Below are 15,870 nucleotides of genomic sequence, written 5' to 3' on the forward strand. Positions count from 1 at the left end.
CCGAATATCCCACCCGTTGGGCTTGGACAATTGAGTGTCCAGCCGAGCCCCTGCGCCCGTCAGCAGCCGTCGAGTGTATCGACGGTGTACCCGAGTGCGTTCGGCCCCCCGAGGATGTCGACCGAAGTCGCGCCGATCGAGTACAGATCGTTTGCCACCGTCCGGGGAAGGCAGGTGGGCTGCACCAGTTCCAGCGCGGAGCCGTTGTACCCGGCCGCGGCGGCGCCCGACAGCGCGTCGGGGAAATTGACACCGCTCGCCAAGTACACTCCGACGTGCGATCCGGGGGCGTAGAAGGCGCGGGTGATCAGGCTCGACGTCTGGTACCGATCACTCCCGGCGAATCGTGTCGGTGCGAAGCCGTCGCTCGCCAGCGAGGACTCCAGCCCGGAGGAGATGACAGTCGTCCCGCCCGCGAGGTACGTCTTCGTGACGCCCAGCTGTGTCAGCTCCGCCGCCGTGGCGCTGTCGATGCTCCCCGCCGCGCCGTTGACGAGGATGATCGGAGCCTTCAGTTTGCCGGCGGGAGCGCCCGCCGAGAGCGCGTCCGGGAAGTTCATGCCGGTCGCGATGAAGGCCGTCGTCGCCGAGGGGAAGGCCGCGGCGGCGACGATGCGGGACGTGGCGAAGCGGTCGTCCCCGAAATAGCGCTGAACGTCGGTGATCCCGGTGTCGTGTGCGATCTGGTCGACCACCGCCTGGCTCACGGCGTTGGGGCCGCCGACCACCCGCAGTTTGCGGATGTGCTGATCGATGAGCTTCTGCTCCAGCCGGGGCGGAACGTAGTTCTTCCCCACCAGTAGCAGTGGTGCGTTGTTGGCCGCAGCGGCGGGTGCGGCCGCGAGCGCGTCGGCGAAGTTCTCGCCCGTGGCGATGTAGGCGGTGTCCGGGTAGAGCAGCCCACTCGACTCGACGATGTTCATGTTCGTGCTGTACCTGTCGGGTCCGGAGATCCGCCACGAGTCCACAGGCTGGACGACGCCGACCGCGTCGTGCACGGAGTCGGCGAACCACGCCTGACCGGTGCTGTCGACCGCGATGCCGCTGACGAACGCGTCCGGCTGGCCCGGGAGCGTGTACCGGTACGAAGTCTCCATGTAGGTGTACTGCTGGAGCCACTGCGAGGTGAGAGTGCCGTAGCCCTGGCTGTCGGTGCCCAGGTGTCCGCGGTCGACCCAGAGCGAACCGTTGGGGCCCGCGACGAACCCGTTGATGATGTCGTCGGCCCGCGAGTACGGGTCGGTTACCAGGTGGATGTCGCTGGGGCTGTTCATCCGCCACACCACGTCGGGGGCGTTGTTGTTCGCGATGTTCGCCCCTTCGAGCCAGACGATGCCATCGTCGTCGGCCACGACCGAGGCGACCTCGTGGACCGCGCCGCCGATGTCGGGGCTTCCGTTCAGCCCGGTCGGCGTCGGGATGGTGGTGACCGTGCCATCGACCGCGATCTTGACGATCGCGCCTTTGAGAGCAGTCCACAGGTTGCCGGCCGTATCCGCGTTCAGGGATGTCTTGTTCGCACCGGGGCTGTACGCATCCCCACCGGGGAGGGGCACGGGAGCGGACGCGCCGCTGGTCGCGTCGATCCGGTTCAGCTTTCCGAGCGAGAAGTCGTAGATGTCTCCCTGGGCGGTGACCTTCCACCCGTAGTAGCCGCGCCAACTGGTGAGCCCGGTCGGATGGAGAACGGTCGTGGCGAAGTCGGGGGTCGTTTCCCGGATGACCGTGTCGAGAGGGGTCGAGTAATAGAAGTGGCCGTTCGGTCCGATCTGCAGGTCGGTGACGGGCCCGGCCGTGCGGGCCAGAACAGTGAGCACGCCGGCCGTGAACTCGCCGATGTAGCCGATCGAACCGTCGACTCCTCCGCCGAACCAGAGGTTGCCGGAGGCGTCCGGCACGATCGGGTTGGGATACGACCCCGCGAGCGAGTTGCCCTGGAACGTGGCGGGGAGCGCGAATTCGGTCACTGCGCCGTCGTGGCCGATCCGCCCGATCCCGTCCGCTTCTCCGAACCACATGTTGCCGTCCGGCTCGAGGCGTAGGCCGTTGGGCGCCGAGCCCCCGGCGGTCGCGTACTCGGAGAGATTGGCGGTGGTCCCGGTCGGAGTGCCGGCGACGGCCGGGGAGGTCGCGCCCGCGATGAGAGATGTCGCCGTCACCGCTGTGGCGAGGGCGAGGGCGACGGCGGCACGGGTCGAGATGCGCACGGAGGCTCTCCTTCTGATGCGCGGGCGCCTCCGCTGCGGCGCAGCCCGATTCCCCCGGCGTGGTGTCATCCTAGGGACGAACGCAGCCGCCCGAACCGGGCCGGTCGACCCCAGTTCGAGGGTCACGACGACACTCATATCCAGGTGGCTCGCACAGCGACATCGTTGGCAGCACGAGGAGTTACTGAGTTCCCGCATTTACCCGATTCCGGGGGTTTAGGGGCGTGACCCCCCATCAGGCGGCACCAGTACTAGGTATTTCGGGTGCCAGTCGATCGCGCGGATACTGGTGCCGATGTAACGCATTGAAACGAAGACGCCAAACGCGCCGACGTCCCGCCGCAGAAAGCCGACCCGAAATGCCGACCACACACAGCATCGACACAGCCACCATCAACGCTGACCCGAACCCGACCCTCGTCGCAGACCGATGCGGGTACTTCGAAGCGCCGCACGCCCATCTCTGGGAGTACACGAACGGGCATCTGGTGTGCGCGTTCTGCGACGAGAAGCGGCCGTTCACGACGTAGGTCGACCCGTCACCGTCGAGACTGACGCCCAGGCGGTTCACACTCCGTAACGGTCGCTTCCCTCGCCCGATGCGCCGCGCCTATCCTTCCCCGGATCGGTTCGTCCTTCCCGGACGGCCGCCAGCAGGCGAAGAGACGGGGTCCGGATGTCCGAGAGCGTGAGGGAGCGCAGGCGTGCGCTCGTGTTCCTCGGGGTCGTGAGCGTGCTGCTCGGCGTCGTGGCCGTCGTCAGCCTGGTGCTGCCCCAGCCGCAGGCCACCGCAGGTGTCACCGTGACGGCTGTCCTGCTCCTGGCCGGGGCGGCCTACGGCGTGGTGGCGACGTCGGTGGCGTTCGTGCGGGGCCCGCGGGTCGCGGCCGATGTTGAGCCGGGGGACGCGGACAGCGCGGTCGAGTAGCGGTCGCGTGCGACGGCGATCAGTTCGGGGGCAGGAGGCATGTCCGGGGTCAACAACGGCACGGTGACGATGTCGGCCGCGCAGGTGCGGGTCCGGTCGTGGAAGTAGCCGGGGGCGAGCAGGTAGCTCGCCACCGCGACGCGGGCGCCGTCGTTCGCGCGGTTCCGGGCGATGGCCTCGTGGAGTCGGGGAGCGGCGGCGCTGAGGAAGCCGACGGTGACGGGATGCCGCGTTGCGGCCTCCAGCAGCAGTCCGGTGCGGAGGGCGTCCTCGACGCCGGCGGAATCGCTGGAGCCGGCGGCCGCGAGGACCAGCCGATCGTCCGGCTCGGCGCCGGCCTCCCGGAGCCGGCGGCGGAGCACCTGCGCGATCCGGTGGTCGGGGCCGAGCGCGTCGGCGAGGATCACGCGCTCGCCGAACGGCGCCGCCGCGAGCGGGAGGTCGTGGCCGAGGTGGTAGCCGCGGGAGAGCAGCAGCGGCACGACGACGATCGTCGCCTCCGGTGGGAGCGCCGCGAGTTCGGTCGGCACGTCCGGCTGCTGGACGTCCACGAACGCGTGGGCGGCGACGTCCGCTTCCACGGCATCGTGGATCGCCTCCGCGTAGGCCCCGATGGCCTGCTGGCCCAGCGGGTCGGAGGTGCCGTGCGAGACGGTGAGGATGGCGATCATGGGGCTCTCGAGGAGGGTCGTGGACGCGGCCGGTTTGACCACGTTCGGTGGTCGACCCAGGATGCCTGAACAGCCGTACAGCCTTTCTGTATTGCGTCTGTTTATTACCGTCGCCCTTCCGTCGCGAAACGTATCCGGCCTAGGTTCCGTACTCGATCCGCCCCGCAGCGGAGGGAAGGACGAACCGCGTGACGATCTCCGAACAGCACACCGCTCCGGCGGCTGCTCGGCCGCGCCGCACCGACGCCCGGCCGAACGGTCAGTGGGCGGTCGACGGGCAGGCGCCGCTGAACGCGAACGAGGCGTGGAAGCAGGAGGACGGCGGCCTCGCCGTCCGTGAGCGCATCGAGCGCGTCTACGCCGACGGCGGGTTCGCCTCCATCGACCCGACCGACCTGCACGGGCGGTTCCGCTGGTGGGGCCTGTACACGCAGCGCAAGCCCGGCATCGACGGCGGCAAGACCGCGACGCTGGAGCCGCACGAGCTGGAGGACGAGTTCTTCATGCTGCGGGTCCGCATCGACGGCGGCCAGCTCACCACCGAGCAGCTGCGGACGATCGCGGGCATCTCGACCGAGTTCGGGCGCGACACCGCCGACCTGACCGACCGGCAGAACATCCAGCTTCACTGGATCCGGGTGGAGGACGTGCCGGAGATCTGGCGGCGGCTGGAGGCCGTGGGCCTGAGCACGACGGAGGCCTGCGGCGACGTGCCGCGCGTGTTCCTCGGCTCGCCGGTGGCGGGTATCGCGGCGGACGAGCTGATCGACCCGACGCCGCTCATCCAGGAGATCGCGGACCGGTTCCTCGGCGACCCGGAGCTGGCGAACCTCCCGCGCAAGTTCAAGACCGCCATCAGCGGGCACCCGAGCCAGGACGTCGTCCACGAGATCAACGACGTGTCGTTCGTCGTGATCGAGCACCCGGAGCTGGGCGTCGGCTTCGACCTCTGGGTCGGCGGCGGGCTGTCCACGACTCCTCGGCTCGCCGAGCGGCTGGGCGCGTTCGTGCCGGCCGAGCGCGTGCCGGAGGTGTGGCACGGGGTCGTGCAGATCTTCCGCGACTACGGCTACCGCCGGCTGCGCAACAAGGCCCGGCTGAAATTCCTGCTCGCCGACTGGGGCGTCGAGAAGTTCCGGCAGGTGCTGGAGGACGAGTACCTGGACGAGCCGCTGGCGGACGGGCCGGCCCCGGCCGCGCCGACGACGACCGGCGACCACGTCGGCGTCCACAAGCAGAAGGACGGCCGCTACTTCATCGGCGTCACGCCGTTCGTCGGCCGGGTCTCCGGCACGACGCTCGGGCAGCTCGCCGACCTCCTGGAGCGGCACGGCTCGACCCGGCTGCGGACGACCCCGCACCAGAAGATCCTCGCGCTCGACATCCCCGAAGCGAACGTCGAGCAGGCCGTCGCCGAGCTGGACGAGATCGGGCTGAGCGCCAAGCCGAGCGTGTTCCGTCGCGGGACGATCGCCTGCACCGGCATCGAGTTCTGCAAGCTCGCGATCGTGGAGACCAAACTCACCGCGACCGCCGCGGTGCAGCAGCTGGAGGAGCGCCTGGCGGGGCTGGACCTCCCGGCGCCGCTCAGCCTCCACGTCAACGGGTGTCCCAACTCCTGCGCGCGCATCCAGACGGCCGACATCGGACTGAAGGGCCAGCTGCTCCCGGACGGGAACGGCGGCCAGGTGCCCGGCTTCCAGGTGCACCTGGGCGGCGGCCTCGCCTCCCGCGACCGTGACGAGGCCGGGCTCGGCCGCACCGTGCGCGGGCTGAAGGTCACCGCGGACGGGATCGCGGACTACGTCGAGCGCGTCGTCACCCGCTACCTCGCCGACCGCGCGGGCGCCGAGACGTTCGCCGAATGGGCGCACCGGGCCGACGAGGAGGCGCTGCAGTGACCGCGACCAACCTGGGCAGCCTGCCCGTCCGCCCCGCCGAGCTCCGGCCCGTCGACGAACTGCGCGCCCTCGCCGAGCGCGGCGCGCGCGAGCTGGAGGACGCGACCGCGGAGCAGGTCGTCCGCTGGGTGGCCGACAACTTCGCCGTGGGGCGCACCGCCGTCGCCTGCTCGATGGCCGACGCCGTCCTCCCGCACGTGGTCGCCGCCGCGCTGCCGGGCGTGGACGTGCTGTTCCTGGACACCGGCTACCACTTCGTGGAGACGTACGTGACCCGCGACGAGGTCGCCCGCTCGCTGGACGTGCGAGTGGTGGACGTGAAGCCGAAGCAGACCGTGGCCGAGCAGGACGCCGAGTTCGGCGCAGAGCTGTTCGCCCGCGACCCCAACCTGTGCTGCGCCCGGCGCAAGGTCGAGCCGCTGCAGCGCTCGCTCACCGGCTACGAGCTCTGGTTCACCGGAGTCCGCCGCGAGGAGGCGCCGACGCGCACCGCCACGCCGTTCATCTCGTGGGACGAGAAGAACGGGCTGGTCAAGGTCAACCCGCTGGCCGCGTGGACCTTCGACGAGCTCCTCGACTACGCCACGGCGAACGCCGTGCCGCTGAATCTGCTGCTGTCCAACGGGTTTCCCTCGATCGGCTGCGAACCGTGCACAAAGCCGGTGGCCGAGGGGGAGGACCCGCGCTCGGGCCGCTGGGCCGGGCTCGCCAAGACCGAATGCGGGTTGCACCAATGACCGACACGACCCAGACCGTCGCCCTTGACCTGATCGAGCAGCTCGAGAGCGAGTCCATCCACATCATCCGCGAGGTCGTCGCGGAGTTCGAGCGGCCGGTGCTGCTGTTCTCCGGCGGCAAGGACTCCGTGGTCGTCCTCCACCTGGCGGCGAAGGCGTTCTGGCCGGCGCGCATCCCGTTCTCGCTGCTGCACGTGGACACTGGGCACAACTTCCCGGAGGTCCTCGACTTCCGCGACGCGACCGCCGAGCGGTTCGGCATCCCGCTGGCCGTGGCCCGGGTGCAGGACTACATCGACGACGGCCGGCTGACCGAGCGCGCCGACGGCACCCGCAACCCGCTGCAGACTCTGCCGCTGCTGGACGCGATCGAGGCCGGACGGCACGACGCGGTCTTCGGCGGCGCCCGCCGCGACGAGGACAAGGCGCGGGCGAAGGAGCGCATCCTCTCGCTGCGCGACGGCTTCGGCCAGTGGGACCCGCGCAACCAGCGCCCCGAGCTGTGGAGCCTGTACAACGGCCGCCACACGCCCGGCCAGCACGTGCGGGCGTTCCCGATCAGCAACTGGACCGAGCTCGACATCTGGCGCTACATCGAGCGCGAGGACATCGAGCTGCCTCCGCTGTACTACGCGCACGAGCGTGAGGTCTTCGCCCGCGACGGGATGTGGCGGGCGGTCGGGCCGGTCTCGCCCGCCGACCGCGGCGAGACCGTCGAGCGGCGGCTCGTGCGCTACCGCACGGTCGGCGACATGAGCTGCACGGGCGCGGTCGAGTCCGGCGCCCGCGACGTGACGGCGGTGGTGCGCGAGGTCGCGGCCTCCACGCTCAGCGAACGCGGCGCCACCCGCGCGGACGACCGCATCTCCGAGGCCGCGATGGAAGACCGGAAACGACAGGGATACTTCTGATGACGCTGCAACTCGACGACACCATGCGACCGGCGGCAGCGGCCTCGGCGGCGACCCGCGGGACGCTGTTCCGCTTCGCGACGGCGGGCTCGGTGGACGACGGCAAGTCGACCCTGGTCGGCCGGCTGCTGCACGACTCCAAGGCGATCCTCGCCGACCACCTCGCGGCGGTCGAGCGCACCTCCCGCGAGCGCGGCTTCGGCGGCGAGGCCGGCGGGCTCGACCTGGCGCTCCTCACCGACGGGCTCCGCGCCGAGCGCGAGCAGGGCATCACCATCGACGTGGCCTACCGCTACTTCGCCACCGACGCGCGCTCGTTCATCCTCGCCGACTGTCCGGGGCACGTGCAGTACACCCGCAACATGGTCACCGGCGCGACCACGGCCGACGCGGTCGTGCTGCTGGTCGACGCGCGCAACGGCGTGCTGGAGCAGACCCGCCGCCACCTCGCGGTCATCAGCCTGCTGCGGGTGCCGCACGTCATCGTGGCGATCAATAAGATCGACCTGATCGGGTTCGACGCCGACCGGGTGCGGCAGGTGACCGAGGAACTGGTCGCGGTGACCGAGGAGCTCGGCATCCGCGACCTCCACGTCGTGCCGGTGTGCGCCGTCGCCGGGGACAACGTCGCCGAGCGGTCCGCCCGCACGCCCTGGTACGACGGACCGGCCCTGCTCGAACTGCTGGAGGCGCTGCCCAGTGCCGACCAGACCGAGGCAGCAACCGACGACCTCCGCCTCCCGGTCCAGCTCGTGCTGCGACCGCAGGGCGCGCTCGCAACCGGGCTCGACGCGACCGACTACCGGGACTACCGCTCGGCCGCCGGCCGCATCGCCTCCGGCGCCGTGCGCGTCGGCGACAGGGTCAGCGTCCACCCCGGCGGCGCGACCTCGGTGGTGACCCGGATCGACGTCGCGGGCCGGAGCGTGGAGTCCGCGGTCGCCTCGCAGTCCGTCGCCGTGAGTCTCGCCGACGACATCGACCTCGCCCGCGGCGCCCTCCTCGGCGCGGCGGGCACCCTCCCGGAGCCGCGGTCGGCGATCACGGCCGAGGTGTTCTGGCTGGACCCCACCCGCGGCGTCACCGGCGCGCGGCTGCTGCTGAAGTGGGGGACCGCGACCGTCCAGGCGCGGCTCACCGCGATCGACGGCCGCCGCGACCTGACCACGCTGCGGGTCGTTCCCGCCGAGGCCCTGGAGGTCAACGACATCGGCCACGTCGCCCTCCAGCTCGCCGAGGCGCTCCCGGTCGAGCCGTACGCGGCCAACCGGGAGACCGGCGCCTTCCTGCTCATCGACCCCCAGTCCGGCGCGACCCTCGCCGCCGGCATCGTCTCCTGAAAGGACCCCGCATGCGCACCCCGCTCCGCACCGTCGCCGTCCTCGCGCTCGCCGCAGCCACCGCCGCCCTCACCGGCTGCGCGGCCTCCGCCGCCAGCGTCGAACCAACCCCGGCGAAGTCCATCCGCGTCGGCTACTTCGACAACGTGACCCATGCGCCCGCCCTCGTCGGCATCCACGACGGACTGCTGCAGAAGGCGCTCGGCACGACCGCGCTGAAGACCACCCAGTTCAACGCCGGCCCCGCCGAGATCGAGGCGCTCACCGCCGGCGCGATCGACGCCGCCTACATCGGCCCGAGCCCCGCGATCAACTCCTACCTGAAGAGCGCGGGCCAGTCGCTGAAGATCGTCTCCGGCGTCGCCATCGGCGGCGCGGCCCTGGTCGTGAAGAGCGATATCACCTCGGCCGACCAGCTCAAAGGCAAGACCATCGCCACCCCGCAGCTCGGCAACACGCAGGACGTCGCGCTCCGCCACTGGCTGAGCACGAAGGGCCTGCACACCTCGACCACCGGAGGGGGAGACCTCACCATCGCCCCGACCGACAACGCGCAGGCGCTGACGGCGTTCCAGGCGGGCAAGATCGATGGCGCCTGGGTGCCGGAGCCGTGGGTGTCCCGGTTCGTGCTCGACGGCAACGCGAAGGTGCTCGTCGACGAGGCGTCGCTGTGGCCGGGCGGGAAGTTCCCGACAACCGTGCTCGCGGTCTCCGCCTCGTTCCTGAAGGCGCACCCGCAGACGGTCAAGGCTCTCGTGCAGGGCAACGCCGACGCGGTCGCCGCCTTGAAGAACCGGGCGAAGGCCGCGAACGACATCAACGCGCAGCTCAAGGCCGACACCGGCAAGACGCTGCCGACCGGGGTGCTCGCGCGTGCGCTCGACCACGTCGCCTTCGACACCGACCCCGATGCCGCCGCGTTCCCGACACTCGTCCAGAACGCCGCCGCGGTCGGGCTCGGGACCAAGGGCTCCCTGAAGGGCGTGTTCGACCTGACCGCCCTGAACGCCGTCCGCGCAACCGCCGGGCAGTCGAAGGTCTCCGCCGGGAGCCTGGGGTAAGACGATGAGCGACTTCGACCGCACCGCCGTCACGCTGACGGGAGTGAGCAAGCGCTTCGGCGCACACGCGCCCGTCGTGCTCGACGGGGTGGACCTCCGGGTGGGCGACGGCGAGTTCGTCTGCCTGCTCGGGGCATCCGGGTGCGGCAAGTCGACCATCCTGAACCTGATCGCCGGGCTCGAACAGCCGACCACCGGCGAGATCGCGGTGCCGAGCGGCGCGGTCGCGATGATGTTCCAGGACGCCGCCCTGCTGCCCTGGCTGACCACCCGCCGCAACGTCGAGCTCGCCCTCGACCTCGGTGGAGTGCCGCGCGACCAGCGCCGGGCGCGCGCCGACGACCTCCTGGAGCTGGTCTCGCTCTCGCACGCCGCCGACCGCCGGCCGCACGAGCTCTCCGGGGGCATGCGGCAGCGCGTCGCCCTCGCCCGCGCGCTGGCGCAGGACCGCCACGTGCTGCTGATGGACGAGCCGTTCGCCGCGGTCGACGCGATCACCCGCGACCTCCTGCACGTGGAGCTGGAGCGGATCTGGCGGCAGACCGGCCGCACCATCGTCTTCGTCACCCACAACGTCCGGGAGGCGCTGCGCCTCGGCCAGCGGATCGTGCTGCTCAGCTCGCGTCCCGGGCGGGTGGCCGCCGAATGGGAGGTGCCCGCGTCCGTCCGCGCCGGCGCCGACCCGGTGGAGACCGCCCGGCTGGACGACCAGATCACCTGCCGGCTGCGAGAGGAGCTGATCCGCAATGCCGCCTGAAGTCACCGTCACCTCCGTGACCCCGACGATCGCACCCGCGCCCGCCCGCGCGGAGGCCGGGACCTCCGAGTTGCGCGCCCTGGAGTCGGGCCTGGACTCCCTGCAGACCGCCCGGGACGCCGGGCCGGGCCGCGCCCGCCGCCTCGGCCGGTCCGTCGTCCCGCCGATCGTGTTCGTGCTCGCCGCCGTCCTCGCCTGGCAGCTCTACACGGTCATCTCGCACCCGCGCCCCGACCTTTACCCTGGGCCGGCGGACGTGCTCAGCGCGCTCGGCAGCGCCGCGGCCTCCGGTCACCTCGCCACCGCCATCGGCACCAGCTTGGGCCGCGGCGGCTTCGGCTTCCTGCTCGCCATCCTGATCGCGACCCCGCTCGGGCTGCTGCTGGCCGAGGTGCGCTGGCTGCGTCGCGCAGTCGGGCCGATCCTCTCCGGCCTCCAGGTGCTGCCGTCGGTGGCCTGGGTGCCCGCCGCGATCCTCTGGTTCGGGCTGACCGACGCGGCCGTGTACTTCGTGGTGCTGCTCGGCGCCGTCCCCTCGATCGTCAACGGCCTCCTCGCCGGCATCGACCAGGTGCCGCCGCAGCTTCGCCGCGTCGGCGTCATCCTCGGGGCGAACCGCCGCCAGCTGCAGACCCGCATCCTCTTCCCTGCCGCGCTTCCCGGCTACGTCGCGGGGCTCCGCCAGGGCTGGGCGTTCGCGTGGCGCTCGCTGATGGCGGCCGAGATCATCGCGGGCTCGCTCGGCTTCGGCCTGGGCTCGATGCTCGAGCAGAGCCGGGAGCTCGCCGACCTGCCCAGCGTGCTCGCCACCATCCTGACCATCCTCGTCGTCGGCATCGTCGTCGAGCTGGCGATCTTCGCACCGGTCGAGCGCACGCTGCTGCGCCGCCGCGGACTGACGGGAGCATCCCGATGACCGAACAACGTCTTGGCTCCGTCGCCCTGGTCGGCGGCGGCCCCGGCCATCCGGACCTCATCACCGTGCGCGGTCGCCAGCTGCTGACCGCCGCGGATGTCGTGATCGCCGACCGGCTCGGGCCACGCGCCCTCCTGGACGACCTCGCGCCCGGCGTGGAGGTCATCGACGTGGGCAAGCGCCCGCACCACCACCCGGTGCCGCAGTCGCAGATCAACGAGCTGCTGGTCGAGCATGCCCGTGCGGGCAAGCGCGTCGTGCGGCTGAAGGGCGGCGACCCGTTCGTGTTCGGCCGCGGCGGCGAGGAGGCCGAGTTCTGCCGCGCCGCCGGCATCCCGGTGGAGGTCGTGCCCGGCGTGACCAGTGCCATCGCGGTGCCGTCCATCGCCGGCATCCCGGTCACCCACCGCGGCGTCGCCGCCGGGTTCACCGTGCTCTCGGCGCACACCGACATCGACGAGGTGCCCGGCGGGCCGGAGCACACGGTCATCCTGCTCATGGGCGTCTCGGGGCTCGCCGGTACGGCCGCCACCCTCGCCGCGGGTCGCCGCGGCGCCGATTGCCCTGTCGCCATCGTCGAGGACGGCTACGGCGACGGGCAGCGCGTCACCGTCGGCACCCTGGGCACCATCGCCGCGGAGGCCGCGGCGCGCGGCGTGCAGTCGCCGGCCGTCATCGTCGTCGGCGACGTGGTCCGGCTGGCCGACCCCGACCTCCTCCCCATCCCCGCAGCACACAGCACTGCACCATACCGAGAGGCACCTCAATGACCCGACCGTTCCGCGTGGCCGTCGTCGGCGCCGGACCCGCCGGCATCTACGCCGGCAACATCCTGCGCACCCGCGCCGCAGAGGCCGGCATCGACGTCCGGATCGACCTGTTCGAGTCCCTGCCCTCGCCCTACGGCCTCATCCGCTACGGCGTCGCCCCCGACCACCCGCGCATCAAGGGCATCGTGACTTCGCTGCACGACATGCTCGCCGACGGCTCCGTGCGGCTGATCGGCAACGTGGAGGTCGGCGCGGACATCACCGTGGACGAGCTCCAGTCCCTCTATCACGCGGTGATCTTCGCGACCGGTGCGCAGCGCGACGCGGTGGTCGACCTCCCCGGCCTCGGCCTCCCCGGCAGCTTCGGCGCCGCCGACTTCGTCTCCTGGTACGACGGGCACCCCGACGTGCCGCGGCACTGGCCGCTGGAGGCCACCGAGGTCGCGGTGCTCGGCAACGGCAACGTGGCCCTGGATGTCGCGCGCGTGCTCGCCAAGCACCCGGCCGACCTGCTGACCACCGACATCCCGGACAACGTGCATGCCGGTCTCGCCGCGTCGCCGGTCACCGACGTGCACGTCTTCGGCCGCCGCGGCCCGGAGGACATCAAGTTCACCCCGATCGAGCTCCGCGAGCTCGGCGAGGTCCCCGGCGTCGACATCGTCCTGTACGAGGAGGACTTCGACCGCGCCGACGCCTCGACGGGGGAGCGGCGGGCCGCGGGCAACCAGGCCAAGGTCATGGCGCGCATCCTGCAGTCGTGGCGCGACCGCGAGCCCACCGGCGCCCCGCGCCGCCTGCACCTGCACTTCTGGCACAAGCCGGTCGAGCTGCTCGGCGAGGAGGCCGTCACCGGCATCCGCTTCGAGCGCACCGAGCCGGACGGGCAGGGCGGCATCCGCGGCACCGGCGCGTTCGCCGACTACGACGTGCAGGCCGTCTATCGGGCGATCGGCTACCGCGGCACACCCGTGCGTGACCTCCCATTCGACGAGGCCGCCGGGGTCATCCCCAACGACGGCGGCCGCGTGCTCGACGACGGCGAGCCGGCGCCCGGCCTCTACGCGACCGGCTGGATCAAGCGCGGCCCGGTCGGCCTGATCGGCCACACCAAGGGCGACGCCGGCGAGACCATCGAGAAGCTGCTGGACGACCACTCCGTCCTGGCCGACGCGGAGCGCCCGGGGGAGGACGCCGTGCTGTCCTTCCTCGAGTCGCGCGGGGTCCGCTACACGACGTGGGAGGGCTGGCTCGCCCTCGACGGCCACGAGCGCGCCCTCGGCGAGGGCTTCGCCGGCGACGTGATCCGCGAGCGGATCAAGGTCGTGCCGCGGGACGAGCAGGTCTCGATCTCCAACCGCGAGGTGATCGTCCGATGACCTACGTGATCGCGCTCCCGTGCGTGGATGTGAAGGACCGCGCCTGCATCGACGAGTGTCCCGTCGACTGCATCTACGAGGGGGAGCGCTCCCTCTACATCAACGTCGACGAGTGCGTCGACTGCGGCGCGTGCGAGCCGGTCTGCCCGGTCGAGGCGATCTACTACGAGGACGACCTCCCGGAGGAGTGGGCGGACTACCACGCCGCGAACGTCGAGTTCTTCAGCGAGCTCGGCAACCCCGGCGGCGCCTCCAAGGTCGGGCCGCAGCCGTACGATCACCCGCTGATCGCGGCGCTGCCGCCGCAGGAGGCCGTGCATGCCTGAGGTCGTCGTCATCGGCGGCGGCCCGGCCGGGCTCTCCGCCACGCTCAACCTCGCGCGGGCGCTGGTCGACGTCGTGCTGGTGGACGCCAGCCGGCCGCGCAACTCTGCCACCCTCCGTTCTCACGGGTTCCTCACCCGGGACGGCATCCGCCCGACCGAGCTGCGCGCTCTCGCGAAGGCCGAGCTCGCCGTCTACGAGAACGTCGAGCACCTGGAGCGGCGGTCGGTCACGTCGGTGCGCGCGGACGGCGACGGGTTCGTGGTCGAGATCGCCGGCCGGACGCCGGGGGAGGAGCACCTCGTCTCCGCCGAGGCGGTCCTCCTCACGACCGGGCTGACCGAGACGCTGCCCGCGCTGCCGAGTGTCCGCTCGTTCTACGGGATGAGCGTGTTCAGCTGCGTCGCGTGCGACGCCTGGGACCTGCGCGGCAAGCCGCTCGCGCTCATCGGCGAGACGCCGGACCTCGCCCGCCGCGCCGTGCACCTGGCCCGCTGGACCACGGACCTCACTGTCTTCACCAACGGTTCCCCGGTCGTCACCGCCGATGAGGAGACCGCGCTGTACGCGCTGGGCATCCGGGTCGAACGGACCACGATCGCCGACCTCGAAGGCGAGCGCGGAGCCGTCCACTCCGTTCTGTTGCAGGACGGCCGGTCCATCCCCATCGACGGCGGCTTCATCCGCCCCACGTGGCAGATCGCGACCGGCTTCATCGACGGCATCCAGCCCGAGGAGTCCACCGACGGCTTCCTGATCACGGACGACGAGGGCCGGACCTCAATCCCCGGGCTGTACGCTGCCGGCGACGTCGCCGCACCGGGCCCGCAGCAGATGATCATCGCCGCAGGCAACGGCGCCCGCACCGCGGCCGCCATCGTCGCCGACCTGCAAGCCGAGGGCGCCGCCGCGGTCAGCCCGATCGCGGAAATCCTCACCTGACCTCCCGCACCTCCATCCTTCACGAACACGAGAGAGAGCCATGCCCACGAACGTCTACGAAGACATCACCGCAGCCGTCGGCCGGACCCCGCTGGTCAAGCTCAACAGGATCGCCGCCGACGCCGGCGCGACCGTGCTGGCGAAGCTGGAGTTCTACAACCCCGGCGGAAGCGTCAAGGACCGGATCGGCGTCGCCATCATCGACGCCGCGGAGAAGTCCGGCGAGCTGCGCCCCGGCGGGACGATCGTGGAGGGCACCAGCGGCAACACCGGCATCGCGCTCGCGATGGTCGGCGCGGCGCGCGGCTACAAGGTCGTCCTGACCATGCCGGAGACCATGTCGAAGGAGCGCCGCGTGCTGCTGCGCGCGTTCGGCGCTGAAATCGTCCTCACCCCCGGCCCGGACGGCATGCGGGGAGCAGTGGAGGCCGCCCAGAAGATCGTCGCGGAGAATGACAACGCCATCTGGGCGCGCCAGTTCGCCAACGAGGCCAATCCCGCCATCCACCGCGCCACCACCGCCGAGGAGATCTGGGCCGACACGGACGGCGGCGTCGACATCCTCGTCGCCGGCATCGGCACCGGCGGCACCATCACCGGTGTCGGCCAGGTGCTGAAGGAGCGCAAGCCCGGCGTGGAGATCGTCGCCGTCGAGCCGATCGACTCCCCGATCCTCAGCGGCGGCAAGCCGGGCCCGCACAAGATCCAGGGCCTCGGCGCGAACTTCGTGCCCGAGATCCTCGACACGTCCGTGTACGACGAGGTCATCGATGTGTCGTTCGACGACTCCATCGCGACAGCCAAGAAGCTCGCCTCCGAGGAGGGCATCCTGGCCGGGATCTCCTCCGGCGCGATCGTCTGGGCCGCGCTGCAGGTCGCCGCACGCCCGGAGAACGCGGGCAAGACCGTCGTGGCGATCGTCGCGGACACGGGGGAGCGGTACATCTCGACGGCGCTGTGGGCGGACCTGCTGGACTGACGCCGTCCGGCCGCGCGTAGCGCCCGGGTCCCCTGGCGCGGTATAGC

Annotated in this window: 16 protein-coding genes; 14 read left to right on the forward strand and 2 right to left on the reverse strand. The window is 71.5% G+C overall.

Annotated elements, in window-relative coordinates:
• Positions 1-59: 59 nt before the first annotated feature.
• Entirely contained in the window at positions 60-2,207 is a 2,148-nt protein-coding gene (locus ACFQ9V_RS11875) for a cell wall-binding repeat-containing protein (RefSeq protein ID WP_382459356.1), read from the reverse strand.
• 359 nt (positions 2,208-2,566) lie between these two features.
• Here ACFQ9V_RS11875 and ACFQ9V_RS11880 point away from each other — a divergent pair, with 359 nt between their 5' ends.
• A complete protein-coding gene (locus tag ACFQ9V_RS11880; protein ID WP_382459357.1) occupies positions 2,567-2,737 on the forward strand; it encodes a hypothetical protein in 171 nt (56 codons plus the stop codon).
• A gap of 146 nt (positions 2,738-2,883) precedes the next feature.
• A complete protein-coding gene (locus ACFQ9V_RS11885) occupies positions 2,884-3,135 on the forward strand; it encodes a hypothetical protein (RefSeq protein ID WP_382459358.1) in 252 nt (83 codons plus the stop codon).
• On the opposite strand, the gene ACFQ9V_RS11890 is transcribed toward ACFQ9V_RS11885, so the two are convergent.
• The gene (locus ACFQ9V_RS11890; RefSeq protein WP_382459359.1) at positions 3,042-3,848 is read right to left on the reverse strand and encodes a sirohydrochlorin chelatase; all 807 of its coding nucleotides are present in this window, start codon (positions 3,846-3,848) and stop codon (positions 3,042-3,044) included. The two genes, ACFQ9V_RS11885 and ACFQ9V_RS11890, sit on opposite strands and share 94 nt — an antisense overlap.
• Before the next feature lie 146 nt (positions 3,849-3,994).
• On the opposite strand from ACFQ9V_RS11890, the gene ACFQ9V_RS11895 reads away from it, so the two are divergent.
• From ACFQ9V_RS11895 to cysK, 12 genes are read left to right on the forward strand one after another with little or no spacing between them, the layout of a single operon-like run.
• On the forward strand, positions 3,995-5,707 hold the full coding sequence (locus ACFQ9V_RS11895; RefSeq protein WP_382459360.1) for a nitrite/sulfite reductase: 1,713 nt from the start codon (positions 3,995-3,997) through the stop codon (positions 5,705-5,707).
• A complete protein-coding gene (locus tag ACFQ9V_RS11900; RefSeq protein WP_382459361.1) occupies positions 5,671-6,444 on the forward strand; it encodes a phosphoadenylyl-sulfate reductase in 774 nt (257 codons plus the stop codon). The genes ACFQ9V_RS11895 and ACFQ9V_RS11900 overlap by 37 nt, the downstream gene beginning before the upstream one ends.
• Positions 6,441-7,355, forward strand: coding sequence for a sulfate adenylyltransferase subunit CysD (gene cysD / locus ACFQ9V_RS11905; protein ID WP_382459362.1), 915 nt, complete (start codon positions 6,441-6,443; stop codon positions 7,353-7,355). Before ACFQ9V_RS11900 ends, cysD begins: the two co-directional genes overlap by 4 nt.
• Positions 7,355-8,695 carry a sulfate adenylyltransferase subunit 1 gene (locus ACFQ9V_RS11910; protein WP_382459363.1) on the forward strand — a complete coding sequence of 447 codons (1,341 nt, stop codon included), beginning with the start codon at positions 7,355-7,357 and terminating at the stop codon, positions 8,693-8,695. The genes cysD and ACFQ9V_RS11910 overlap by 1 nt, the downstream gene beginning before the upstream one ends.
• 11 nt (positions 8,696-8,706) lie before the next feature.
• Positions 8,707-9,756, forward strand: coding sequence for an ABC transporter substrate-binding protein (locus ACFQ9V_RS11915; protein WP_382459364.1), 1,050 nt, complete (start codon positions 8,707-8,709; stop codon positions 9,754-9,756).
• A 4-nt stretch (positions 9,757-9,760) separates the two neighbouring features.
• Positions 9,761-10,513: an ABC transporter ATP-binding protein gene (locus ACFQ9V_RS11920; RefSeq protein ID WP_382459365.1), complete on the forward strand. Its 753-nt coding sequence runs from the start codon at positions 9,761-9,763 to the stop codon at positions 10,511-10,513.
• Positions 10,503-11,429 carry an ABC transporter permease gene (locus tag ACFQ9V_RS11925; protein WP_382459366.1) on the forward strand — a complete coding sequence of 309 codons (927 nt, stop codon included), beginning with the start codon at positions 10,503-10,505 and terminating at the stop codon, positions 11,427-11,429. The genes ACFQ9V_RS11920 and ACFQ9V_RS11925 overlap by 11 nt, the downstream gene beginning before the upstream one ends.
• Positions 11,426-12,199: a uroporphyrinogen-III C-methyltransferase gene (gene cobA / locus ACFQ9V_RS11930; protein ID WP_382459367.1), complete on the forward strand. Its 774-nt coding sequence runs from the start codon at positions 11,426-11,428 to the stop codon at positions 12,197-12,199. The genes ACFQ9V_RS11925 and cobA overlap by 4 nt, the downstream gene beginning before the upstream one ends.
• Entirely contained in the window at positions 12,196-13,578 is a 1,383-nt protein-coding gene (locus ACFQ9V_RS11935) for an FAD-dependent oxidoreductase (RefSeq protein WP_382459368.1), read from the forward strand. Before cobA ends, ACFQ9V_RS11935 begins: the two co-directional genes overlap by 4 nt.
• The gene (fdxA, locus tag ACFQ9V_RS11940; protein ID WP_382459369.1) at positions 13,575-13,904 is read left to right on the forward strand and encodes a ferredoxin; all 330 of its coding nucleotides are present in this window, start codon (positions 13,575-13,577) and stop codon (positions 13,902-13,904) included. The genes ACFQ9V_RS11935 and fdxA overlap by 4 nt, the downstream gene beginning before the upstream one ends.
• Positions 13,897-14,844 carry an NAD(P)/FAD-dependent oxidoreductase gene (locus ACFQ9V_RS11945; protein WP_382459370.1) on the forward strand — a complete coding sequence of 316 codons (948 nt, stop codon included), beginning with the start codon at positions 13,897-13,899 and terminating at the stop codon, positions 14,842-14,844. The genes fdxA and ACFQ9V_RS11945 overlap by 8 nt, the downstream gene beginning before the upstream one ends.
• A gap of 40 nt (positions 14,845-14,884) precedes the next feature.
• Positions 14,885-15,823, forward strand: a complete 939-nt coding sequence (cysK, locus tag ACFQ9V_RS11950) for a cysteine synthase A (RefSeq protein ID WP_382459371.1) — start codon at positions 14,885-14,887, stop codon at positions 15,821-15,823.
• Positions 15,824-15,870: the final 47 nt, after the last annotated feature.

The organism is Leifsonia sp. NPDC056665 (assembly GCF_042791795.1).
Lineage (GTDB): Bacteria > Actinomycetota > Actinomycetes > Actinomycetales > Microbacteriaceae > Leifsonia.